The sequence below is a fragment of the Nocardia sputi genome, from assembly GCF_023501985.1.
This window is the reverse complement of record NZ_JAMFLC010000002.1, coordinates 334,561-356,053: the sequence shown is the minus strand read 5'-3', so window position 1 is coordinate 356,053 and position 21,493 is coordinate 334,561. Positions and strand designations below refer to the sequence as shown.

The 21,493-nt window shown below is 66.7% G+C and carries 20 protein-coding genes; 8 read left to right on the top strand and 12 right to left on the bottom strand.

Going from position 1 to position 21,493, the window contains the following annotated elements:
* Window positions 1-27: 27 nt before the first annotated feature.
* Window positions 28-1,980: a hypothetical protein gene (locus tag M8859_RS04245; RefSeq protein ID WP_249643878.1), complete on the bottom strand. Its 1,953-nt coding sequence runs from the start codon at window positions 1,978-1,980 to the stop codon at window positions 28-30.
* 414 nt (window positions 1,981-2,394) lie between these two features.
* Between M8859_RS04245 and M8859_RS04240 the strand changes: the two genes are divergently transcribed.
* The gene (locus M8859_RS04240) at window positions 2,395-2,670 is read left to right on the top strand and encodes a site-specific integrase (RefSeq protein ID WP_159920971.1); all 276 of its coding nucleotides are present in this window, start codon (window positions 2,395-2,397) and stop codon (window positions 2,668-2,670) included.
* A 91-nt stretch (window positions 2,671-2,761) separates the two neighbouring features.
* Here M8859_RS04240 and M8859_RS04235 read toward each other — a convergent pair whose 3' ends face one another.
* Complete coding sequence (locus M8859_RS04235) at window positions 2,762-3,991, bottom strand: acyl-CoA dehydrogenase family protein (protein ID WP_159920973.1); 1,230 nt, start codon at window positions 3,989-3,991, stop codon at window positions 2,762-2,764.
* Window positions 3,992-4,024: 33 nt separating this feature from the next.
* Entirely contained in the window at window positions 4,025-5,419 is a 1,395-nt protein-coding gene (locus tag M8859_RS04230; protein ID WP_370523768.1) for an acyl-CoA dehydrogenase family protein, read from the bottom strand.
* Between the two features lie 305 nt (window positions 5,420-5,724).
* On the opposite strand from M8859_RS04230, the gene M8859_RS04225 reads away from it, so the two are divergent.
* Window positions 5,725-6,348: a Uma2 family endonuclease gene (locus M8859_RS04225; RefSeq protein WP_195069408.1), complete on the top strand. Its 624-nt coding sequence runs from the start codon at window positions 5,725-5,727 to the stop codon at window positions 6,346-6,348.
* A 153-nt stretch (window positions 6,349-6,501) separates the two neighbouring features.
* On the opposite strand, the gene ftsX is transcribed toward M8859_RS04225, so the two are convergent.
* The 6 genes from ftsX to M8859_RS04200 form a co-directional block, all read right to left on the bottom strand.
* The gene (gene ftsX, locus M8859_RS04220; RefSeq protein WP_159920979.1) at window positions 6,502-7,407 is read right to left on the bottom strand and encodes a permease-like cell division protein FtsX; all 906 of its coding nucleotides are present in this window, start codon (window positions 7,405-7,407) and stop codon (window positions 6,502-6,504) included.
* Window positions 7,407-8,096, bottom strand: a complete 690-nt coding sequence (ftsE, locus tag M8859_RS04215; RefSeq protein WP_159920981.1) for a cell division ATP-binding protein FtsE — start codon at window positions 8,094-8,096, stop codon at window positions 7,407-7,409. Before ftsE ends, ftsX begins: the two co-directional genes overlap by 1 nt.
* Before the next feature lie 84 nt (window positions 8,097-8,180).
* Window positions 8,181-8,306, bottom strand: coding sequence for a hypothetical protein (locus M8859_RS36770; RefSeq protein WP_255466107.1), 126 nt, complete (start codon window positions 8,304-8,306; stop codon window positions 8,181-8,183).
* 16 nt (window positions 8,307-8,322) lie between these two features.
* Entirely contained in the window at window positions 8,323-9,183 is an 861-nt protein-coding gene (locus M8859_RS04210) for a mechanosensitive ion channel family protein (RefSeq protein ID WP_195069407.1), read from the bottom strand.
* The gene (gene prfB / locus M8859_RS04205; RefSeq protein WP_159920985.1) at window positions 9,184-10,299 is read right to left on the bottom strand and encodes a peptide chain release factor 2; all 1,116 of its coding nucleotides are present in this window, start codon (window positions 10,297-10,299) and stop codon (window positions 9,184-9,186) included.
* A gap of 504 nt (window positions 10,300-10,803) precedes the next feature.
* On the bottom strand, window positions 10,804-11,664 hold the full coding sequence (locus M8859_RS04200) for a helix-turn-helix transcriptional regulator (protein ID WP_195069406.1): 861 nt from the start codon (window positions 11,662-11,664) through the stop codon (window positions 10,804-10,806).
* Between the two features lie 143 nt (window positions 11,665-11,807).
* Between M8859_RS04200 and M8859_RS04195 the strand changes: the two genes are divergently transcribed.
* Together M8859_RS04195 and hisN are read left to right on the top strand one after the other, a co-directional pair.
* The gene (locus M8859_RS04195) at window positions 11,808-12,404 is read left to right on the top strand and encodes an NADPH-dependent FMN reductase (protein ID WP_159920989.1); all 597 of its coding nucleotides are present in this window, start codon (window positions 11,808-11,810) and stop codon (window positions 12,402-12,404) included.
* Window positions 12,405-12,462: 58 nt separating this feature from the next.
* Window positions 12,463-13,248 (top strand): histidinol-phosphatase, encoded by a 786-nt coding sequence (gene hisN / locus M8859_RS04190; protein ID WP_159920991.1) that lies wholly within the window; start codon window positions 12,463-12,465, stop codon window positions 13,246-13,248.
* 357 nt (window positions 13,249-13,605) lie between these two features.
* On the opposite strand, the gene M8859_RS04185 is transcribed toward hisN, so the two are convergent.
* The 3 genes from M8859_RS04185 to M8859_RS04175 all read right to left on the bottom strand — a co-directional run bounded on the left by M8859_RS04185 (window position 13,606) and on the right by M8859_RS04175 (window position 17,248).
* Window positions 13,606-14,490 carry an alpha/beta fold hydrolase gene (locus M8859_RS04185; protein WP_195069405.1) on the bottom strand — a complete coding sequence of 295 codons (885 nt, stop codon included), beginning with the start codon at window positions 14,488-14,490 and terminating at the stop codon, window positions 13,606-13,608.
* A gap of 366 nt (window positions 14,491-14,856) precedes the next feature.
* Complete coding sequence (locus tag M8859_RS04180; protein WP_500797148.1) at window positions 14,857-15,744, bottom strand: hypothetical protein; 888 nt, start codon at window positions 15,742-15,744, stop codon at window positions 14,857-14,859.
* A gap of 517 nt (window positions 15,745-16,261) precedes the next feature.
* Window positions 16,262-17,248: an NHL repeat-containing protein gene (locus tag M8859_RS04175; protein ID WP_249643877.1), complete on the bottom strand. Its 987-nt coding sequence runs from the start codon at window positions 17,246-17,248 to the stop codon at window positions 16,262-16,264.
* A gap of 197 nt (window positions 17,249-17,445) precedes the next feature.
* On the opposite strand from M8859_RS04175, the gene recQ reads away from it, so the two are divergent.
* The 4 genes from recQ (at window position 17,446) to smpB (ending at window position 21,313) form a co-directional block, all read left to right on the top strand.
* Window positions 17,446-19,320 carry a DNA helicase RecQ gene (gene recQ, locus M8859_RS04170; RefSeq protein ID WP_240679451.1) on the top strand — a complete coding sequence of 625 codons (1,875 nt, stop codon included), beginning with the start codon at window positions 17,446-17,448 and terminating at the stop codon, window positions 19,318-19,320.
* Window positions 19,321-19,393: 73 nt separating this feature from the next.
* Window positions 19,394-20,473, top strand: a complete 1,080-nt coding sequence (locus tag M8859_RS04165; RefSeq protein ID WP_159921001.1) for a metallophosphoesterase — start codon at window positions 19,394-19,396, stop codon at window positions 20,471-20,473.
* 67 nt (window positions 20,474-20,540) lie between these two features.
* On the top strand, window positions 20,541-20,783 hold the full coding sequence (locus M8859_RS04160; protein WP_159921003.1) for a WLR motif membrane protein: 243 nt from the start codon (window positions 20,541-20,543) through the stop codon (window positions 20,781-20,783).
* 56 nt (window positions 20,784-20,839) lie between these two features.
* Window positions 20,840-21,313: an SsrA-binding protein SmpB gene (smpB, locus tag M8859_RS04155; protein ID WP_159921005.1), complete on the top strand. Its 474-nt coding sequence runs from the start codon at window positions 20,840-20,842 to the stop codon at window positions 21,311-21,313.
* The last annotated feature ends 180 nt before the right edge of the window (window positions 21,314-21,493 follow it).

Below are 21,493 nucleotides of genomic sequence, written 5' to 3'. Positions count from 1 at the left end.
CTGTCGGCCTCCTAAGCATAAAGCGGGCTACGGTGCGAGCACCGTAGCCAACGATCTGTGGGTCATTTGCCCTACGTACTCGAATAACCAGCCCAAAATACCGCTGTACATTGCCACCACCCGGTCTCCAGTGCGCCTCTCCTCGGTGGCGGCGATCTTCATAAGCGTCATCTCGGATTTTCCACCGGCTATGATCGTTTGTTGATCCAGCTCGAGACAGGTTGTGCAGCCAGCTCCTCGGCATTCCCGCAGGCCTGTGCGGACGAGGCCGTACACGTACCGCACGGTGTCGGCCAGTTCATGCAGGAGTGCGTCGATTTCGGGGTGAGCCGTGGAACCCGGATCCTGTACAGGCAGGAACAATTCATAGGCGTCCACGCATTCCGGAAGCTTTTCCCGCTGATATTCGATTCCTGCGTAGGCGCGCTCGAGTGCTGCGACGACACTCCTTCTGACCCCTTCGTCGGTGTCCTGGCCAGGCCCATAGGGCCAGATCCTCCTGGTCCCCGAAGCTACGAGATAGCTGATGCTGTACCCTCTCTCGGGGACCGTCACGTAGTCCGAGGACGCGTTGTTCGCCCGATGCGCGTTGAGGGTGGCGCAGTATCGGGGGTCCAGCCAGCAGAATGCGGCCGAGCCTGCGGTGAGGAAAACCGCGTCATTCCAGTCGACGTCCTTCTCACACGGGCACGAGGTCACCGTGTCCCAGTAGTGGGCGAGTTCACGGGCGAAGGTGATCGTCTCTCCCCTCGGCCGCACGATCCGTCTGAACACGAGTTCATTCAGCTCGCTGGGTGGTGTAAGCAGATCCACATAGCAGCCGCTCAGATCGTTCTGCCAGTACGACAGCGCGTCCAGAACGGCGACACACCGAGCGCAGGTTCCGGCCGCGGTGGGGTCGACGCTGCTTTCCGGCAGATTGTCATCGGTCCGATGGGGCACTGTTCGCCAGTGGTACGGCATGGAAAAGGTGAGGCGGCGAACGCTACTGAAGGCTTCGAGTTCACGGTTGTACGGTCGGGGCCTTTCCTTCGCGGAGGGGAGCGACCCAGTGTTCGCATTCCTGACTACAGCGGCCCAGATCGCAGCCCTGACGATCCAGCAAACGAGCATGAGTTTCGTCGGAGCCGTCGTGGCGTCCAGAGTCTCTGCGGCACGGTGTTCATGGAAGGGGATGTCCGCTTCGGACACTTCGACGCCGTCGTGTGCAGTTGCCGCAGTCATCAAACGCGCACCGGCCAGTGCACCTTCCCGCCCGTATCTGACACCGCCGTTCAGCAGGTAGTAATGACGGGTCGTCGCGGCTGAATCGTCTCCCGGAAAACCATTGGCCGCCAGATATTTTCGATACTCATCGTACCTCTCGCGGTAGGCCGCCGGCTCCCCTTTTCCGGTCAAGAAAGGGAGGGACTTCGAGTCTATGCGGCCGTCGCCCGCAGCGAAATCGGCGAGTCGGGAAACACGGGCGATTCCGCGCGCTGTGCCGGGGCGCTCGGCCCGTGTGAGTGCTCGGGCCGTGAGTTGAGCATCCTCGAACCATGCGGTGTCGGCGATGAGAGCTCGGACAACAGACAGCAGAGCAGGTTCGGCACCACACCCGAGGCACGACACTCGATCCGTGGCGTCTGTCGCTTCCACCGAGCCTGTGGCCCTTGATTCCGCTATTTGTTCTTTCGCCTTACCTAGCGCGACAAAAAAGGACAGCAGTGTTTTGCCGCTGCCGCAGATACGACAGCTGGACATACGCCTGAAGACTGCGTCCTCGATGGCAGGGTCGTTCAAGGTGTACAGGCTCATCCTGGTCGTAGTCCGGGCTGAATCCGGGCTGAAGGCAGCGTATTCGTCCGCTTCCATCTCCTGCGGGTGGTCGATCCGGGCCGAGCCCCGCCGTACCAGTTCTCCAGCCAGGCACTCCGCGATCGGCCTGAACAGGCTACTGCCGTTGAGGACAGTTACGTGGCCGAGTGACTGAGCGGTCATGAGCGATTACTCCTCCACACACATCATTGTGTGTCTCCGAAACGTACTGCAGTTGATGGATCTGTCAAGCCCTCGTTGGCGGGGATCGAGCGCACCGACCAGCTGATACCTCATTTGCGGCAGCTCAGCGGACTCTTCCCAGACAGGCCCCAGGCGATCGTGCGGCCGGGTTCGACGAGGCGGTGGTCGGCGTGTGTGCCAGGGGAGTCAGGACCGGGGAGATTCACGCGTGGCCAGGTTCATCGGAACGACCTTCACCGGCGACGCCTGGCTTCCCGACGCGAGCTTCTCTGGCGAGACTCGGTTCGGTCACGCTGCCGTGGGGCTCGGCCGATGGTGATCCGGTCACGGTCCGGCTGCTGCTCGTCAGCGAGCGAGGCAGCGCGATGAACGGGAATCTGTTCGGGCGAGATCGTGTGGAAGCCAGCGTTCGGCAAAGCGGGATTGGACTACCAGAACCGAGCCGACGGGATTCACTCCGGGCTCCGGTACCTGTATGCGTCCAAGCTGCTGTCGCGGGGCCTGTCGGTCGAAGAGTTGGCTGACTACCTCGGACACGAGGTCCCTGGCTTCACTCTCCGCGTCTATACGCACCTGCTTCCGTCCAGCCATGAGCGTGCTCGTCAGGCCGTGGATGAGGCGGCACGAATCTGGGAGCTTCCCGGCGATGACGGCCTACAGGCGGCCTGAGCGAACTGTAGACCGATGAGCCGAAACCGGACACGAAAAACCGGTGCGAGTAGATGAGTGGACTCGCACCGATTTTCCGTTGTCTATCAGCCTATTTCAGCTCTGCGCTGGTCTTGCCCAGAACGCGGCGCGCCACGATGAGCTGCTGGATCTGCTGGGTGCCTTCGAAGATATCCAGGATCTTGGAGTCACGGCCCCACTTCTCCAGCAGCGTGCGCTGCGAGTAGCCGATGGCGCCGGCCAGTTCGACGGCCTTCAGGGTGACGTCGGTGCCGGTGCGGCCCGCCTTCGCCTTGGACATGGAGGCCTCGAGCGAGTTGGGCTTCTTGTTGTCGGCCATCCACGCCGCGCGCAGGGCGAGCAGGTAGGCAGCCTCGTAATCGGCTTCCATCCGCAGGAATTCGGCGGCGGCGGCGTGCTGGTTGTTGGCCGGGACGTCGTAGGAGATCTCCACCCCCGCGGCCGTCAGGATCGAGCGAAGCTCTTCCAGCGCGGCGCGTGCGACGCCGATCGCCATCGCGGCGACGAGCGGACGGGTGTTGTCGAAGGTCTGCATGACCCCGGCAAAACCCTTCTCCACGTTGACTTCCGGGCTGCCGAGGATGTTGTCCTTCGGAATGCGGCAGTCCTGCAACAGCAGTACCGCGGTGTCGGAGGCCTTGATGCCGAGCTTGTGCTCGAGCCGCGCCACCGAGAGCCCGGGAGCGTCGCGCGGCACGACGAACGACTTGATCGCCGCGCGGCCGAGGCTCTTGTCGACCGTCGCCCACACCACGATGTGGGTCGAGCGCTGGCCCGCGGTGACGAAGATCTTCTCGCCGTTGAGCACCCACTCGTCGCCGTCGAGTACGGCGGTGGTGGACACGGCGGCGGAGTCGGAACCGAAGGACGGCTCGGTGATCGCCATCGAGGCCCACACCTTGCCGAAGCGCTCGAGCTGCTCGTCGGTGGCGACGGCGGCGATGGCCGCGTTGCCGAGACCCTGGTACGGGATCGACAGCATGAGGCCGACATCGCCCCAGGAGGTCTCCAGCGCGTTCAGCAGCGCGGACATGTTGCCGCCGTTGGTGTTGCCGAGCAGTTCGGTGGCATGGCTGTCGGTCTTGCTGTCGTCGGACCGGCCACCGGCGGCGCCGCCGATCTTCTGGGTGCCGGAGTCGGCCAGGCCTTCGACCATGGCGGCCATGGTGTCCAGCTCGACCGGGTACTCGTGCTCGGCGAGGTCGTACTTGCGCGAGATGGGGCGGAAGATCTCCTGCGCGACCTGGTGCGCCTGGTTCGCGCTTGCCCGCAGCTTCTTGGGGAGTTCGAGGTTGATCATGGGGAAGTTCTCCTGGAAAACGGAACGAGCCGGTTAGATGAGCACGACACCTTCGGCGATGCCGATGGCCCGCAGGTCGCGGTACCAGCGCTCGACCGGGTGTTCCTTCGTGAAGCCGTGACCGCCGAGCAGCTGCACGCCGTCGAGGCCGATCTGCATGCCCTTGTCGGTGGCGAGCTTGCGGGCCAGCGCCGCCTCCCGGCCGAAGGACAGGCCCTGCTCCGCGCGGGAAGCGCCGCGCAGGGTCACCAGCCGCAGGCCGTCGAGTTCGATCGCGATGTTGGCGACCATGAAGGCCACCGCCTGACGATGCGAGATCGGCTCGCCGAACGCTTCCCGCTCGTTCACGTACGGGATCACGTAGTCCAGCACGGCCCGGCCGGTGCCCGCGGCGAGCGAAGCCCAGCCGAGGCGAGCCAGGCGCACCGCGTCGGCGTACTCCTCGGCGCGGGTCGTGGCGTCACCGTCGCCCAGGATGGCGTCGGCGCCGACGGCGACGTTGTCCAGGATCAGCCGGCCCAGGCCGGCGGCGCGCAGACCCATGCTCGGGTCGGCCTCCACCACCAGGCCGGGCGCGTCCGACTCGATGATGAACAGCGCGGGGCGGCCGTCGAGCTCGGCGGCGACCAAGAACAGCTCGGCGTCGGCTGCGGCGGGCACCAGGCTCTTCACACCCGAGATGCGGTAGCCGCTCGGCGAGCGCACCGCCTTGGTCTCCAGCGCGAACGGGTCGAACAGGGCGCGCGGCTCGCTGATCACGACCGAGGCCTGCGGCACGTTCTCACCGGTGAACGACGGCAGGTAGGTCTTCTGCTGTGCGTCGCTGCCCCACTGCGCGAGCGCGACCGCGACGCCGCTGGGCGCCAGGATGGGCAGGGCCAGACCCATGTCACCGTGCGCGAGTGCCTCGGCGACCAGGGAGTTGGTCACCGCGCCGCGCTCCGAGGCCGCACCCTCGAGTTCCTCGGGAACGTTGATCAGGGTGATGCCCAGCTCGGCGGCGCGCTCGAGCAGATCGCGGGGGGCCTCGGCGGCGTTGTCGGCCGCGTAGGCGGCCGGGCGCAGGATCTCGGCGGCGAACTCCTTCACCGTCTCGACGATCATCTGCTGTTCGTCAGAGGGTGTCAGGTCGAAGAAATCCTTGTTCTTCGCTTCGTTGGCGGCCAGGCGCTTCGGCGCGCCGGTGCCCGCGACCCTGGCGAACGCGCGGGTCGCGGCGCCCAGTGTGCGGAAACCGGTCCTGGTGCCCTCGTAGGTGACGCGCTCGATCGGCTTGCGCAGGTTGTATTTCTCGGCGAGTTCCGACCCGGTGAGGGTCGTCATAACCCGCATCGCCGCGCCCATCCAATCCCGCTTGGGTTGGTTCAGGCCGACCGCGGACGTGTCCGGACGTCGCTTCGTCGCGCTGTCTCGAGTGCTCATCATCACCTGTTTTCTCGGATGGGTTCGGTGCGGTCCGTCCCAGCTATCTTACTCGGGAGTAAGGCTATCTTACTCCCGAGTAAGAAGGGCGTCGAGGGGCAGCATACGCGGGGAATCCGCACTTTGCTGGACGAGTGCCCAATGCTGGGCAGTCGACGGCCCGCCGTCGTCCGCCACACACCGGGCTACCGGTCTCGCCGCGATGGCCGTACCATCCGCGATCCGGGGAAGAAGGCTGGGGAGGCATCGGGGACTGGGGCAGCGGCTCGGCTCCAGCGACTGAAGGCGTAGTCGTGACTACAATCCGACGCATGTCAGCGATCTTCGACTGGGCCCGGCCGGACAACGTCCAGCCCGAGCCGATCACAGTCGACATCTGGCGCGAACTTCCCGACGAGTTCTGCCGTTTGGTGGAAGTGGTGAACGGAGACGCGGTCCGCTGTGAATCGCCGACACGGGCGCACCAGAAAGCCGTCCACCGGCTATTGGCGATGTTGGAGGTGGCGGCTCGGGAATACATGGCCGAAGACCCTTCGGCTTGCTTGGACGCCAATCACGATTTCGATGTAGTGCTCTGGGAAGTGCCCCGCGCGACGATCCGACGTCCTGACATCGCGCTGTTCGAATGCGTACCGGCCGATGTCCGGCCGATGCCCGCACGGCACCTGAAGATCGCCGTCGAAGTGATCTCGCCCAGTCATGTGAAAACGGACCGGCTCGAGAAGATGGGTGAATACGCCGCCGCCGGGATTCCCTGGTACTGGCTGGTCAGCGTGTCGGATACCGACGTGACCTCCATCGAGACCTACGGCCTCGACCACAGCGTCGGCCATTACCGCCTCGCCCGCGTGCTGAAGCCGCAGACCGGCTTCGCCCTGGACCTGCCGATCCGAATCCGACTCGACTGGGATCGACTGACCGATCTGGTGCTGTGAGCTCGGGACGATCGCAGTACCCGAGGGTCGGCTCGTCGCCGTCGAAAGGTCGCGTTGCTGGTCGAGCTGGGACCGGCGTTCTCGAGGTCGAGGCGGGTTGAGCAGCCTGCGGCCGGGTCGAGCCGGTGGCTCGGCGGCCACCGGCTCGGACGATCACTCGCGCACGTAGTACCGCAGCGTTGCGTACGCCGTGATGGCCGCGAAGACAATGCCGACCGGTGCGATGACCAGCGCGGTCATGGCGATGTCGTCGCCGGTGATGCGCGGGAAGACCTTGCTGGCGAACAGGTCGCCGAGGGCGCGGTCGATCACCAGCGGGCGGGCGATGAGCAGACCGAGCATGGCCAGTACCGAGCCGGCCAGCGCGGCGACCACGGCCTCGAGCAGGAACGGCAACTGGGTGTACCAGCGGGTCGCGCCGACCAGCCGCATGATGCCGACCTCGGTGCGCCGGGTGAACGCGGCGATCTGCACCATGTTCGCGATCAGCATCACCGCGGCCAGTGCCTGAAGCACGGCCAGGCCGAACGCCGCGTTGCGCAATCCGTCGAACAGGCTGACCAACCGGTCCACGATGTCCTTGTCGTTGCGCACCATGCCCACGCCGGGGCGGTCGTAGAACTTCTCGTAGATCGTGGGGTAGAGCTCCGCGTTCTCCATCTTCACGCGCAGCGACGCGGGCAGCGGCGTCTCGCTGACGTATTTGGCCAGTTCGGGCTGGTCCTTGAAGGTCTTCTCCTTGGCCTCGCGGACCGCTTCCTCGCGGTTGAGGAATTGGACCGCCTCCACGCCGCTGGTCGCCTTCAGATCCGCCATGAGTGGCCGGCACGGGTCCTGCGAGCAGTCCGGATCGTTGGCCGAGACGTCCTCGGTGAGGTACAGCCGCACCTCCAGCCGGTCCAGGAAGTACTGCTCGGTCTTGTCCGCGATGCGCACCGCGAGCAGGCCGCCGCCGAGCATGGTGAGCGAGACCGCGGTGGTCAGGATCATCGCGATGGTCATCGTGACATTGCGGCGTAGACCCGCGAAGACCTCGCCGAACAGGAAGCTCGCGCGCATTACCGGCCCACCCCGTACACGCCCGTCGCCTCGTCGCGCACCAACCGCCCGTGATCGAGCTCCACCACCCGCCTGCGCATCGCGTCGACGATGTGGTTGTCGTGTGTGGCCATCACCACCGTGGTGCCGACCCGGTTGATCCGCTCCAGCAGCATCATGATGTCGCCGCTGGTGTCGGGATCGAGGTTGCCCGTCGGTTCGTCGGCCAGCAGGACCAGCGGCCGGTTCACGAAAGCCCGCGCGATCGCCACCCGCTGCTGCTCACCACCGGAAAGCTCGGTCGGCAGCCGGTCGGCCTTGCCGCCGAGGCCGACCATGTCGAGCACCTCGGGGACGGTGCGGTCGATGAACTGGCGTCGCTTGCCGATCACCTCCAGCGCGAACGCGACGTTCTGGTACACCGTCTTCTGCTGCAGCAGCCGGAAGTCCTGGAAGACGCACCCGATGCGCTGGCGCAGCTTGGGCACCTTGCGGCCGGGTAACCGGTCGACTCGGAAGTCGGCGACTCTGATCTCGCCCGCCGTCGGGGCCTCCTCCTTCAGCAGCAAACGCATGAAGGTCGACTTGCCCGAGCCGGACGGTCCGATGATGAAGACGAACTCGCCCTTGCCCACATCGACGGTGATGTCGTCCAGCGCGGGTCGCGTCGAGGTCTTGTACGACTTGGTCACGTTCCGCATGGTGATCACGGGGAGCCAGTGTAACCAGCAACCGGGCGCGGACTGCGTCGTCAACCATGGGTGACAGCGCGGCGGCGGCCCGTCACGCTCGGCTCAGCGACCCGGCGGTTCCGTGATCACCGCTGCCGGAACAGCGTTGACCAGGGTGGCCGGAGCGGTGGTCGTTTCGTCGGGTTTGACGAATACGTACAGCGCGAAGGTGGCGACCCAGGTTGCCATCAGGATCGCCGTGGATCTACGTGGTCTCACTGATTCCCTCCCGGCGCAGCGCCGCGGCGACACGTACCCGCAGCTCGCGTCCGACTTCGAATTGTTTACCCGGCAACGTTCGGGCAACCATTCGGATGTTCATCTGGTCGACGGTGAGGTCTTCCACACCCATGACGGTGGGCTCGTCGAGCAGCAGCGGCTTCAAGCGAGCGTCTTCGTACGCCTTTGTACCGACCTCGTGCAGGATCTCGTTGACCCTGGTGATGTCAGCGCGCGCGGCCACCGGCACGTCGATCGCGGCGCGCGCCCAGTCCTTCGACAGGTTCGTGACCTTCACGATCTGCCCGTTGGGGACCGTGATCACCTCACCGTCCGCGTTGCGCAGCGTGGTGATCCGCAGCGTGACGTCCTCGACCGTACCCTCCGCCTGGTCTGCGGCTCCAGTCACCGCGATGCGGACCACATCACCGAATCCGTACTGCCGCTCCGTGATCAGGAAGAACCCGGCGAGGATGTCCTGCACGATGCGCTGCGCGCCGAAGCCGAGCGCGGCGCCGAGCACCGCGGCGGGCGCGACCAACCCGGTGACGGCGAAGCCGAGCCGCCGCAGCACCTCCATGGTGATCAGCACGTAGACGATGGTCAGTACCACCCACGTGATCACCTGGGCCAGCGCGTGACGATGCTTGGCCGCCTCGGTGCGCACCAATGCGTCGCTGCTGTGGAACCCGGCGTCGATTCTGCGAGTGACCCGGTCCCTGATGTAGGTGGCGAACCGGCTGAACAGGATGGCGCCGAGAACGAGCAGCACGATCTCCAGGCCCGAGCCGCGTAGCCACGTGGTGAAACCGGTGGAAGCGATCGCCTGGATGCCCGCGACATTCATCTAGCTTGCCTGCTCTCGCATTCGCCAGCGGATACCCGACTCGATGAACCCGTCGATGTCACCGTCGAGCACCGCCGACGGGTTGTTGACCTCGTAGTTCGTCCGCAGGTCCTTGACCATCTGGTACGGGTGCAGCACGTAGGACCGCATCTGGTTGCCCCATGAGGCGCCCTCGTTGGTCTTCAGCGCGTCCATCTCGGCGCGCTCTTCCTGCCGCTTGCGCTCCAAGAGTTTGGCCTGTAACACCCGCATGGCCGAGATCTTGTTCTGCAGCTGGGATTTCTCGTTCTGGCAGGTGACCACGATGCCGGTGGGCAGGTGGGTGATGCGGACCGCGGAGTCGGTGGTGTTGACGCTCTGGCCACCCGGGCCCGAGGAGCGGTACACGTCGACCCGGATCTCCGTCTCCGGCACCTCGATGTGGTCGGTGGTCTCGACCACAGGTAGCACCTCGACCTCGGCGAATGAGGTCTGGCGGCGGCCCTGGTTGTCGAACGGGCTGATCCGCACCAGCCGGTGCGTGCCCATCTCGACCGACAGCGTGCCGTAGGCATAGGGCGTCTTCACCGCGAAGGTGGCGCTCTTGATGCCCGCTTCCTCGGCGTAGGACGTGTCGTAGACCTCGACCCCGTACTTGTGCCGGTCGGCCCAGCGGATGTACATGCGCATCAGCATCTCGGCCCAGTCGGCGGCGTCCACGCCACCGGCGCCGGAGCGGATGTTCACCAGTGCGTCACGCTTGTCGTACTCGCCCGACAGCAGCGTGCGGACCTCCATCGCCTCCACGTCGGCGTGCAGCGCGGTGCGCTCGGCATCGGCTTCGGCGAGCGCGATGGTCCTGGCCTCGCCCTCTTCCTCCTCGGCCAGTTCGTAGAGCACCGGCAGGTCGTCGAGCCGTTGCCGCAGCTCCTCGACCCGGCGCAATTCACCCTGGGCGTGGGACAGCTCGCTGGTGACCTGCTGGGCGTGGTCCTGGTCGTTCCACAGGTCGGGGTCCGCGGCCTGATGCTCGAGCTCGTCGATACGACGACGCAGCTCGTCGATGTCGAGGACCGATTCGACCGTCTTCAAAGTGGCGTCGAGTTCGGCGAGATCAGCGGAAACGTCAGGATGCACGATGGTCAAGCCTAGCTGCCCCTCCGTGACCGCAGCACACGAGTGCGCGCGGGGTGACCGGGGACGGTCTCGGCGCGGGTGGGCAGCGCCGTATATGGGCGGAGCGAGTGCGTCACCGGGACGCCGCGCGCTCGCTTTCCACCCCACGCCGGGTGGGTGCGCTGTGACGGACGCCTCATGGGTTCATACCCTAAACGGCGACCGCGCTTGGCGCAGTTGGTGATTGGAATTGGTCGCTCTGCGGACGGCCGGAGGCCTGTCGTCCTGTTCAGGTGTCCGCCGGAGTAAAAGCTGGGCTCGGCGAAACGCGGCTGTTCTCGGGTCTCGCTCCTCGCGGCCCGCGTGGTCGCGCTGCCAGAGCCGATGTCGTGGAGGCGGGCGTGGGATATGCCGGTGGCGAATTCACCGGGTGCACCCGACAGCACCTGGCGGGAACGGCTGGCGAGGGGGTGTGGACGAATATCCGGCGGGAAGGCTGCTCGGCTCTGCCCTGGAGGGCGCCGGTCAGTTCGGTACCGCGCGCAGTCCCCCCGGGCGGCGTCCGGTGAGGGTGTCGAGGGCGGCGGCGGTGGCGTCGTCGGCCGGTAGGTAGACGATCACTCGCTGGTCGTCGTCGGCGGAGAGTTCCAGGAACTCGTAGGCCAGGCGCAGGGCACCGGCCTCGGGGTGGGCGAGGCGGGTGATACCGCTGGTGGCGGCCAGGCTCGGCACGGTGTTCACCCGCTCGGTGAACACCGGGCCCACAGTGACGGTGAGTTCGTCGGCGAGGCCGGCGATGTGCGGATCGGCGCGAAAAGGCCCCTGCTTCAACGTGGCGACCGTCTCGTCGGCGACGTGCTCCCAATCCGGGTAGCAAGCCCTGGCGGCAGGCACGCGGAAGACGAAGCGCGCCAGATTCGGCGGGGCGTCGGGTCCGTCGAAGAGGCCGGTGGGCGCCATCAGCCGGTGGTAGCCGTCGGTGTAGGCCAGAACCTCGGTGAGGCGGTTGACCACCACGGCGGGCGCGGGTTCGAGCCGGTCCATGATCGCGCGCACCGTCGGCCGCACCTCGCGGAGCGGTTGCGCGTCGCCCATGCAGGTGAACCCGCTGTCCACCGACTTGGTCAACCTGTGCAGGTGGATGCGCTCGGCGGGGCTCAAACGCAACGCGTCCGCGAGCGCGGAAAGCACCGGGGGCGAGGGACGCCGGTCGCGACCCTGCTCGAGACGAGTGACGTACTCCACGCTCACACCGGCCAAGGTGGCCAGCTCGGCGCGGCGCAAACCTGGCGTACGCCGCCGCGGACCGGTGGGCAGGCCGACCTGAGCGGGCGTCACCGCTTCGCGGCGGGTGCGCAGGAACAGCCCGAGTTCGTTGTCGCTCACCTTTCGAACCTAACAAGGCGAAACGCCTGAAGGGTGTCCCTGTCACTACCACTCTCACGGCGGTCTCCCTGCTTCGCGCGCCGGACAGCAGATTGGGTTGACGCGGCTCGTCCGGGCCGCTTTGTGATCCGAGGAGGAACAGCATGTCCAGCACCCCCCTGAAGCTCGCGGTGATCATCGGCAGCGTCCGGGAGGGACGTTTCGGGCCCGTCGTCGCGACCTGGTTCACCGAGCAGGCGCGGCGGCACGGTGTGTTCGAGGTGGACGTCATCGACTTGGCCGAGGCGCACATCCCCCTGGAGTTGCCCGCGGTGCCCCCGGCGCTCGACCCGGATCCGCAGCGCCCCGAGGGAATGACCGACCTCAGCCGCCGACTCGCGGCAGCTGATGCCTTCGTCATCGTGACGCCCGATTACAACCGGAGCATCCCGGCCTCGCTCAAGGCCGTCATCGACTGGCATTTCACGCAGTGGGACGCGAAGGCGATCGGTTTCGTCGGCTACAGCGGAGCCTCCGGTGGCTTGCTGGCCATCGAGCACCTGCGGCAGATCTTCAACGAACTCAACGCGCACACCGTCCGCAACTATGTGTCGTTCCCGCGCTACTACCTGCTCTTCGACGCAGAGGGACGGTTGCTGGAACCCGAAGAGCCCGCCGCCGCCGCGACGGCGCTGCTCGACCAGCTGCACTGGTGGGCGAGCGCGTTGGCCGCGGCGCGGTCGCTGGAAACCGTGGGATGAGTGCCGGGTCGGCGCCGCTGCCCATCGGCGCGACCGGGCGGCCGATAAGGTGCGGAGTGTGGCTGTGTACTCCTCCGATCTGGAACTCGCCCTGCGGCTGGCCGATGCCGCCGACGCGATCACCCGGGACCGTTTCGGTGCGCTGGACCTGAAAGTCGACGCGAAGCCGGACCTGACGCCGGTGTCCGACGCCGACCTGGCCGTGGAGCAGGCGATTCGGCAGGTGCTGTCCGAAGCCCGGCCCGGCGACGCGGTGCTGGGTGAGGAATTCGGCGGGGCCGCCGAGTTCAGCGGACGCCAGTGGGTGGTCGACCCCATCGACGGCACCAAGAACTTCGTGCGCGGGGTGCCCATCTGGGCGACGCTGATCGCGCTGCTGGAAGACGGGGAGCCGGTCGTCGGTGTGGTGAGCGCCCCCGCCTTGGTCCGACGCTGGTGGGCCGCCGCGGGATCGGGGGCGTGGTCGAGCTTCCAAGGGCAGGTGGCCGAGCCGATTTCGGTCTCCGCCGTCGGCGAGCTGGGTTCGGCCAGCCTGGCGTTCTCCAGTCTTTCCGGCTGGCGCGAGCGCGGACTGCGCGAGCATTTCCTCGCCCTGACCGACGACGTGTGGCGCGTGCGCGGCTACGGCGACTTCCTCAGTTACTGCCTGCTCGCCGAAGGCGCCGTCGACATCGCCACCGAACCGGAGGTCTCCCTGTGGGACCTGGCCGCGCTGGACATCCTCGTCCGCGAAGCGGGCGGGCGCTTCTCTGCGCTGGACGGCGCACCCGGTCCGCATGGTGGCGACGCCATCGCCACCAACGGTTTGCTCCACGAGAACGTCCTCGACCGCCTGCGGGGCTGACGCCGCTTGCTGCTGGTTTCGGTGCCCGTGCATCGGGCGGTGTACTCGCGCTTCGTCGGTGTTGTCCACCACCTGGCTTGGCATCGGGGTCTGCTCGGCGTCCAAGTTCGAGCACATCCGCAGTGATCTTGTTCTCCAAGAAGCGCTGTCGACAAACGCCGACCCTCTGCACCTGTCGATCACGTTCGGCCCTTAGTGACGAAACTGCGGTCGGCTACGCCATGCTCGCCCGCCAGCTCATGGGGCACCCGGTGGAAGCACCTGATCGTCGGGGTGGCAACTGAGCTGGGCCCAGCTTCTTTTCGGTTCGCAATCTGGGAAAGGTCGTGAGTAGTAGGCCGCCTGTCAACGGGAGTCTCAGTCGATAAGTTCGCGCACCGCTTCGATGACGGCTTCGGGCCGCTCTTCGGGCAGGAAGTGGCCGCAATTCACTGTCGCGGTGCGTAGATCTGTTGTCCATGAGCACCAGATGGCCTCGGGGTCGAAGGGGAGGGCGAGGTCGCCGGGGTCTTGCCAGAGGGCAGTGACCGGCATGGTCAGGCGGTGACCGGCAAGGCGATCGGCCTCGTCATGGAGGTTGTCGGCGTAAGCGCTCGCGCGATAGTCGGCGCAGACCGCGGTGATCGCGTCGTCGTGGCGGGCGGCGTCCAGGTATTCGGAACGGATATCGGCGGGGATCGCGTCGTGGTTGTGCGCCCAGGTGTCGAGGAAGTGCCCGAAGAACGCCTCGGGATCAGCTCGAATCATTCGCTCGGCGAAATCGCCGGGTTGGGCGAGCAGGTAGAGGTGAAAGGCGAAGATCCCTGCGGTCCCGTGCAGGGTGGCCCACATGTCGGCTGCCGGTAGGACGTCGAGGATTGCCAAGTGGCTGATTGTCTCCGGGTGATCCAGCCCTGCGCGGAAGGCGACGAGCCCACCTCGGTCGTGGCCGACCAGGGCGAATCGGGGGTGGCCCAACGACCGCATGAGTTCAACGATGTCGGTGGCCATCGTTCGTTTGGTGTAGGTGTCCTCGCCGGGTATATCGGCAGGCTTGTCGCTTTCACCGTAGCCACGCAGATCCGGACAGATCACCCGGTGATCTCGCACCAGGTCGGCGGCGACATGACGCCAAGCCAGATGTGTCTGCGGGAATCCATGCAAGAGCACGACCGGTGTACCGGAGCCGGCCACGGCGACGTTCAGCGCGATGTCGCCGACTTGAATACGGTCGTAAGTGAACTCGGCAATTCTGCTGCGCATGCTCGCACAGTAGCCACCGGCACCGACATTCTCGCGAGTGAACACTCGGCTTCGTTTCGGTCCGCAGTTCGCCGGGGCCGGACGCCGTTCGCACTGCCAGAGCACGAACCCAGGTCGGTTCCCGCCGACGAAGCCTCACCCACACCGAATACGCACGCTTCGGCTTGGGCGCCCCCGCCACACCGCGGGTGGTGGTGGAGCCGATCAACCCCCGCACCCTCGGTCCACCGAGCAGCGTGCCCTGCTGCGGGCCGCGGCGGCGCGCGTTCGCGATGATCGTCTTCGGCCTGGATGCCGGGCCGCGAAAGCCCGAGAGCCCTGGATCAGCAAACACCGCCGCTGCGTCCGCGACTACGAACCCGCCACTCAGGGTTGATCGGGCTCGTCGCGGTGGATACGGACTGCATACTGTATCGGCTTGTGGACGGGCACCTCGAGGAGGTCGGCTGCTGTCGCGGATGTGGGCTGAGGTGCCACGGCGTGGTCGTCGACTTGCCGGTCGAGTTCTTCGACGACCCAGTCGATCGACTGTTCATAGGCGGCCAGGCCAGCCGAAATGACCGGGTCGTCCCGATAGTCGCGTTTGGCCCGGTCGAGGAATTCCTTGATTTCGTCGCCGTGTTGGTAGCCGTAACCGTCCGGGTACCGCTGCGACGGCTCAGGTGCGGGAGCCCAGCGCAGCCCGTGGGCTTCGACGAAGTCGTTGACCGCGGCCAGCTGGCCGAGAGAGGTCGCCAGTTCTGGAAGCCGACCTTCATAGATCTCGGCGGCTGTCGATGCCGGGCCGAAGACCCGCTCGGCCTGACGCTCCGGTGACCGGTCCGGTACAGGGGCTCTGTCGACGATGGCATCCCAGACAGGTTGCGCGATCAATGCGAAGACGACCATGTCGCCGTCCAGCACGGTCGACGCGGGGATGTTGTCGTATTCGATTGCCAGGTGGGTGCGTTCGATGAGCTGCAGCAGCTCCTCGATGTGGCTGTCGGAGGTGAGTGCGTCACCGTCGAAGGTGCTGGTCTGATCTTTTGCAAAGAATCTGCCGTCGCGATACCGGTCGAGGAAGTAGCGCACAACGAGTTCGGTATCGAGGTCCTCGCGGACGCCGTCGATCCCGCCGAGTCGGTCGTAGGTGCCCGCGATGCCCAGCGTGATCGGCAGGTAGTTTCCGCCGACGCGTTGAAGCACGACCAGGGTGGCGTCAACAGGCATCAGACTGACACCGGTGATCATGCAACTACAGTCGTAGAAACCCATCGCGCCACCAACCGTTCTTCAAAGCCCGGTCGGTCCAGCCGAGCCGACCCTCACCGCAACCCGGCCTCCTGCCCACAGTAGGCACTTCCCACCACTGATACGTTGCGCTCACCCTGCCACTCAACCGGTCGCCCACAGACGGGGTAGTCCGCGCGCGGACCCAGTGGTTGCGTACGGATTCCGCCGTTCCGGCCGCCTTGTCGGCCCATTAGGCCGATGTCGCGAGGTTTCCCACGAGAGGCATTGTCGCCGACGGGCCGACAGCCGTCGGCGGATCAGGCGGCAAGTGACCACTGTCCGTTGCTGACTCAGCGGTCGAGCCCTTCACCGGTGATCGCCTCGACGAGCGCGGAGATGAGAATTTCCGCCACTGGCGGGGTGACGGCGTTGCCGTACCGGCGCACCTTCACCTTGTCGGCGTTGCGCAGCTGGAGTCCGCGGCGCTCGTGGGCGTCGTTCGCGGATCGCGCGGCGGTTCATGTCGGAGATGCTGCGCGTTCCTGGAATGCCTTTCGGTCTATCCCGCCCGCGCCGGAGTCGCTGGAGTCAGATCGATGCCCGCTGGTGGGCGCAGGCGGCGCAGAGAGCCGTCCATGCTGGTGACGAACAGCGCCCAGGAATTCCCGTCGCGGTCGATGCGGACCGAAGTCGCGCCGTCCGGCGGGTCGCGCAGCGGGCCGGGTTTGATCAAGCCGGTGATGATCGCGCACGTGGCCCTGGTGTTCGTATCCACCTGGTAGACGGCGCCGAGGACGTGATCGGCGACGAAGAGCGCGCCCGCTCGGGTGGCCTCCATATCGTCGGGCAGGGCGACCAGGTCCGGGATGCCGGAGACGACCGTGGGACGCGACGGATCATCGAGTCGGACGCGGAGTATCTGCAGCGTCATGGTGTCGACGTAAACCGATTCGCCGTCCGCGGCCAGCGCGAGGCCGTTGGAAGGCGGCAGGATCGCCCAATCCCGCTCGTACTCGCTCGTCTGGGGCCAGTAGCGGGAGATCCCGCTCGGACCGCCCAGCCCGATCGTGGTGAACAGCAGGCTGCCGTCCGGCAGCAACAGCAGACCATTGGGCCCGTTCAGCCCGGTCAGCAGGACGCGCACCGCCCCGGTCTCGGTGTCGTAGCGCTGGAGTGTGCCGGGCGGTTCGCTGAGCCCGTCTCCGGTGAGGAAGTAGACGTAGCGTCCCGCGACGCGCACGCCCGCGGGCCGGTGCACGTCCGTGACCAGCTTCTCCATCCGTCCGGCACGGTCGACGTGGGCCAGGTAGCCGTCCATCAGCCCGGTGACGTAGAAACCGCCCTGCCCGTCGGAATCCAGATTCTCCAGATTGCCGACGCCTTCGACGACTGTCGTGGTCTCCCAGCCGTCCGAGCACATCGTGGGAAATGTCTCCGCTCGCGCTGTCGGCATCGCCCCGGTGACCACGGCGACTCCGGCGACTCCGGCGACCACGGCGGCGGTGAGCATCGCCGCACGCGCCCGGATCCCTCTCCCTGTTGCCATGAGCGACAACATAACAGCGCTTGATGGAGCGGGAAGGCCTGATATTTCCGCACGAGCGGAGAAAATTCGAGGTCAGCGAGCCGTGATCCACCACACCCTTTCTCGGTTGTCCACATGTGGAGAACTCGGCGGTTCAGCAGGACGAACGCCGAACCGGACCCCTACCGCCCTGGCCGAGCGCTCGTAGGATGGGCCGGGTGACTCCCCCCGATGATTTCGCGACTGTGGCGATCGAAGACGCTTCCGGTTCGGACTCCGGATCCGTTGCGGCGCAAGATGTTCTACGCCGGGTCTTCGGTTACGACAGCTTCCGCGGCGACCAGCGCGCGATCGTGCAGCACGTGATCGACGGCGGCGACGCGCTGGTGCTCATGCCGACCGGCGGCGGCAAGTCGCTCTGCTACCAGGTGCCCGCTCTGGTGCGCCCCGGTGTCGGTGTGGTGGTCTCACCGCTCATCGCTCTCATGCAGGACCAGGTTGACGCGCTCAGCGCTCTGGGCGTGCGCGCGGGATTCCTCAACTCCACCCAGTACCCCGATGAGCGGCGGACCGTCGAAGCGCAGTTCGTCGCGGGCGAGCTCGATCTGCTGTATCTGGCGCCGGAGCGGCTGCGCCTGGATTCGACCGCGCAACTGCTGGATCGTGGCAAGGTCGCGCTGTTCGCCATCGACGAAGCGCACTGCGTGTCCCAGTGGGGTCACGACTTCAGGCCGGATTACCTGGGCCTTTCCATGCTGCACGAGCGATGGCCGGAGGTGCCGCGGATCGCGCTGACCGCGACCGCTACCGAGAAGACGCGCGACGAGATCATCCAACGTCTCGATCTCGGCGGCGCCCGCCGCTTCGTGTCCAGCTTCGACCGGCCCAATATCCAGTACCGGATCGAGCCGAAGAACCGTCCCGACCGTCAGCTGCTGGAATTCATCAGCACCGAGCACGCGGGAGACGCGGGCATCGTCTACTGCCTCTCGCGCAACTCGGTGGAGAAGACCGCGGCGTTCCTCACCGAGAACGGCATCTCCGCGGTGCCGTACCACGCCGGCTTGGACAATCGCACCCGTGCGGCGAACCAGTCGCGCTTCCTGCGCGAAGACGGGCTGGTCGTCGTGGCGACCATCGCCTTCGGCATGGGCATCGACAAGCCCGATGTGCGCTTCGTCGCCCATCTCGACCTGCCGAAATCGGTGGAGGGCTACTACCAGGAGACCGGCCGCGCCGGCCGCGACGGGCTGCCCTCGACGGCGTGGATGGTCTACGGCCTCAACGACGTGGTGCAGCAGCGCAAGATGATCGACGCCTCCGAGGGCGACGCCGCCCACCGGCGCCAGCTGCAGCTGCACTTGGACGCGATGCTCGCGCTCTGCGAGACGGTCGGTTGCCGGCGCACCCAACTGCTCGCCTACTTCGGCGAGCCCGGCCTGCCCTGCGGCAACTGCGACACCTGCCTGTCCCCGCCGCAATCCTGGGACGGCACCGTGGCCGCGCAGAAATTGCTGTCCGCGGTGCTGCGGCTGAAGCGGGAACGCGGCCAGAGCTTCGGCGCGGGCCACATCGTGGACATCCTGCTCGGCAAGAAGAATCCCAAGGTTCTGCAGCACGACCACCACGAGCTGAAAGTCTTCGGCGTCGGCACCGACCTGCGCGACACGGAATGGCGCGGGGTGGTGCGGCAACTGCTGGCCCATGGGCTGCTGGCCGTCCACGGCGACTACGGGGTGTTGACGCTCACCGAGGCCAGCAGTGAAGTGCTGTTCGACGGTCGCCGAGTGCTCCTGCGCCGCGAGCCCGAACGCGCGATCAAGCACGCGCGGGCGGCGAAGGCCGCCAAGGCGGCCGCCGCCGACCTCACACAGACCGATCTGCCGCTGTTCGAGAAGCTGCGCGAATGGCGCGCGGCGACCGCGAAGGAACAGGGCGTTCCCGCCTACGTCGTCTTCCATGACGCCACCCTGCGCGAGATCGCGGCACGCAAGCCGGCCAGCCTGGCCGAGCTCGGCGGTGTCAGCGGTGTCGGCGAGAACAAACTCGCGAAATACGGGGAACAGGTGCTCGAAGTGCTCACAGCGGCATGAGCCCTCCGCCGCGCGGATCGCCGATGGGCGAGGATGGTCGCCGGGCAGGACCGCCGAATACCCTGGAGGACATGTGAGTGCGGGCGAGACGATCGGGCGCCGGGAATTCCTGGTCGGCGCCGCCACCCTCGCGGCCGGGGCCACGCTGGTCGGCCGTACGCCCGCGCATGCGGTGCCGGTCGCCGAGGGAGTCAGCAAGTTCCCCTTCCCGACCGAGCGCCGGGTGCGGGTACTGCTGACCGGCGACGCGGGCACCGGCGCCCGCGCCCAGTGGGCGGTGGCCGACGCCATGCGCGCGTGTCACGGCCGTGAGCCGGTCTCGCTGGCCCTGGGCCTCGGCGACAACATCTACGAGCACGGTCCCGTCGACGCGGCCGATGTCCAGTTCGCCGACAAATTCGAAAACCCCAACGCCGGACTGGATTTCCCGTGGCTGATGGTGCTGGGCAACCACGACAACAGCTCCGTGCTCGGTGGTGACGGCGGGTGGCTGCTGCGCGGCAACGCGGAGGTGGAGTACCACGCCGTCTCGCGGCGCTGGTGGATGCCGAGCCGCTACTACTCGGTGCGGATCCCGGAGCCCGACCCCGTCGTCGAGTTCTTCGTTCTCGACGTCAATCCGCTGGCCGCCTACGTGCCGCCGGTGTTCTCGCCCTATTGGGCGGTCGACGGCCAGTTCATGAACGAGCAACGCGACTGGCTCGACCGCGCCATCGCCGAGTCGCCCGCCACGTGGAAGATCGCCTGCACCCACCAGCCCTACCTGAGCAACGGCCCGCATGGCGACGCAGGCCGCTACGAGGGCTTGTCGCTGGAGCCGATCAACGGCGTGCACGTGCAACGCTTCATCGAAGACCATGTGGTCGGCCGGTGCCACTTCATTCTGTCCGGCCACGACCACTCGCTGCAGGTTCTCGAACCCACGGCGGCGTCGAAGGGAACCAGGCAGATCGTGTCCGGTGCCGCCGCGAAGACCGTCGGCCCCGAACCGCGACTTGCCGCGAGTGCCGGTCACAGCGCGTTGTACGAGACCTATCACGAGTTGGGATTCATGATCCTCGAGCTCACCGAAGGCCGGGCCGAGTTGGGCGTGCACACGGTCGACCTGGCGACCGGTGGGTCCACCGAGGTTTTCCGGCGGCGCTTGGGCTGAGTTCCAACTCCATTGCGCCTAGCGGTAATTGCGGCGTGTCGCCGTCGTGGCGGTTACCGTGCAGGCTATGGCACCGGGTGAGGGTTCCAGCGATGCGGACGACGAAGTTTCAACCGGCTCTATCGGGGGTGAGGCCCCGGACGCGCCACCGTACGTGCGCGGCAGGACCGATCCGTCGGTAGAGAGCGTGTGGCTGCGCCGCCGCCCGGCGCCGCACCGGTCCGGCGTCCCGCGGATGTCGACGGTGGCGCTGCTCGTCGCGTTCCTCGCCGTCCTCGCTCTCTACATAGTGCTGCGCCAAGGCGGGTAGCGCGTCGGCGACCTGCGGGAATAATCCGGTTGCCGGGTCACTTAAAGTGGACCGTTATGAAGGAACAGGGGCGCAAGGTCATCGCGACCAACCGCCGGGCGCGGCACAACTACACGATCCTGGACATCTACGAGGCCGGGATCGCGTTGGTCGGCACCGAGGTGAAGAGCCTGCGTGAGGGCAAGGCCTCGCTGGTCGACGCCTTCGCGACGGTGGACAACGGCGAGGTGTGGCTGCGTGGGCTGCACATCCCCGAGTTCAGCCACGGCACCTGGACGAACCACGCGCCCCGCCGGGTGCGCAAGTTGCTGCTGCACAAGCGCGAGATCGAGCGGTTGGTCGGCAAGTCCCGGGAGGGCAACCAGACGCTGGTGCCGCTGTCGATGTATTTCTCCGACGGCAAGGTGAAGGTCGAGTTGGCGCTGGCCAAGGGCAAGCAGGACTACGACAAGCGCCAAGACTTGGCCCGGCGCACCGCCGAGCGAGAGGTCACCCGCGAGCTGGGACGGCGGGTCAAAGGCATGCGATAACCGGCGAGCGACCCGGCCTGCTCGCTATCGCGGGTTTCGCGCCGGTCGAAGCGCTACCGGTGAGCCCGGAGTCGCCGGACGACGTGACGCGAAGATCACCACGTAACTCCGGACTACGGCCGCTGCTCATGCAGCGCCTCGCAGCCGGAGTCGTCCGGCTCACCGTGACGGCCGCCAGGG

Coding starts and splice junctions, on each gene's coding strand:
- M8859_RS04245 (WP_249643878.1), bottom strand. CDS start 1,980: ATGACCGCTCAGTCACTCGGCCACGTAACTGTCCTCAACGGCAGTAGC.
- M8859_RS04175 (WP_249643877.1), bottom strand. CDS start 17,248: ATGGCAACAGGGAGAGGGATCCGGGCGCGTGCGGCGATGCTCACCGCC.
- M8859_RS04185 (WP_195069405.1), bottom strand. CDS start 14,490: ATGCGCAGCAGAATTGCCGAGTTCACTTACGACCGTATTCAAGTCGGC.
- M8859_RS04160 (WP_159921003.1), top strand. CDS start 20,541: ATGGCACCGGGTGAGGGTTCCAGCGATGCGGACGACGAAGTTTCAACC.
- smpB (WP_159921005.1), top strand. CDS start 20,840: ATGAAGGAACAGGGGCGCAAGGTCATCGCGACCAACCGCCGGGCGCGG.
- M8859_RS04195 (WP_159920989.1), top strand. CDS start 11,808: ATGTCCAGCACCCCCCTGAAGCTCGCGGTGATCATCGGCAGCGTCCGG.
- M8859_RS04210 (WP_195069407.1), bottom strand. CDS start 9,183: ATGAATGTCGCGGGCATCCAGGCGATCGCTTCCACCGGTTTCACCACG.
- M8859_RS04180 (WP_500797148.1), bottom strand. CDS start 15,744: ATGGGTTTCTACGACTGTAGTTGCATGATCACCGGTGTCAGTCTGATG.
- ftsX (WP_159920979.1), bottom strand. CDS start 7,407: ATGCGCGCGAGCTTCCTGTTCGGCGAGGTCTTCGCGGGTCTACGCCGC.
- M8859_RS04235 (WP_159920973.1), bottom strand. CDS start 3,991: ATGATCAACCTCGAACTCCCCAAGAAGCTGCGGGCAAGCGCGAACCAG.
- M8859_RS36770 (WP_255466107.1), bottom strand. CDS start 8,306: ATGGCAACCTGGGTCGCCACCTTCGCGCTGTACGTATTCGTCAAACCC.
- M8859_RS04225 (WP_195069408.1), top strand. CDS start 5,725: ATGTCAGCGATCTTCGACTGGGCCCGGCCGGACAACGTCCAGCCCGAG.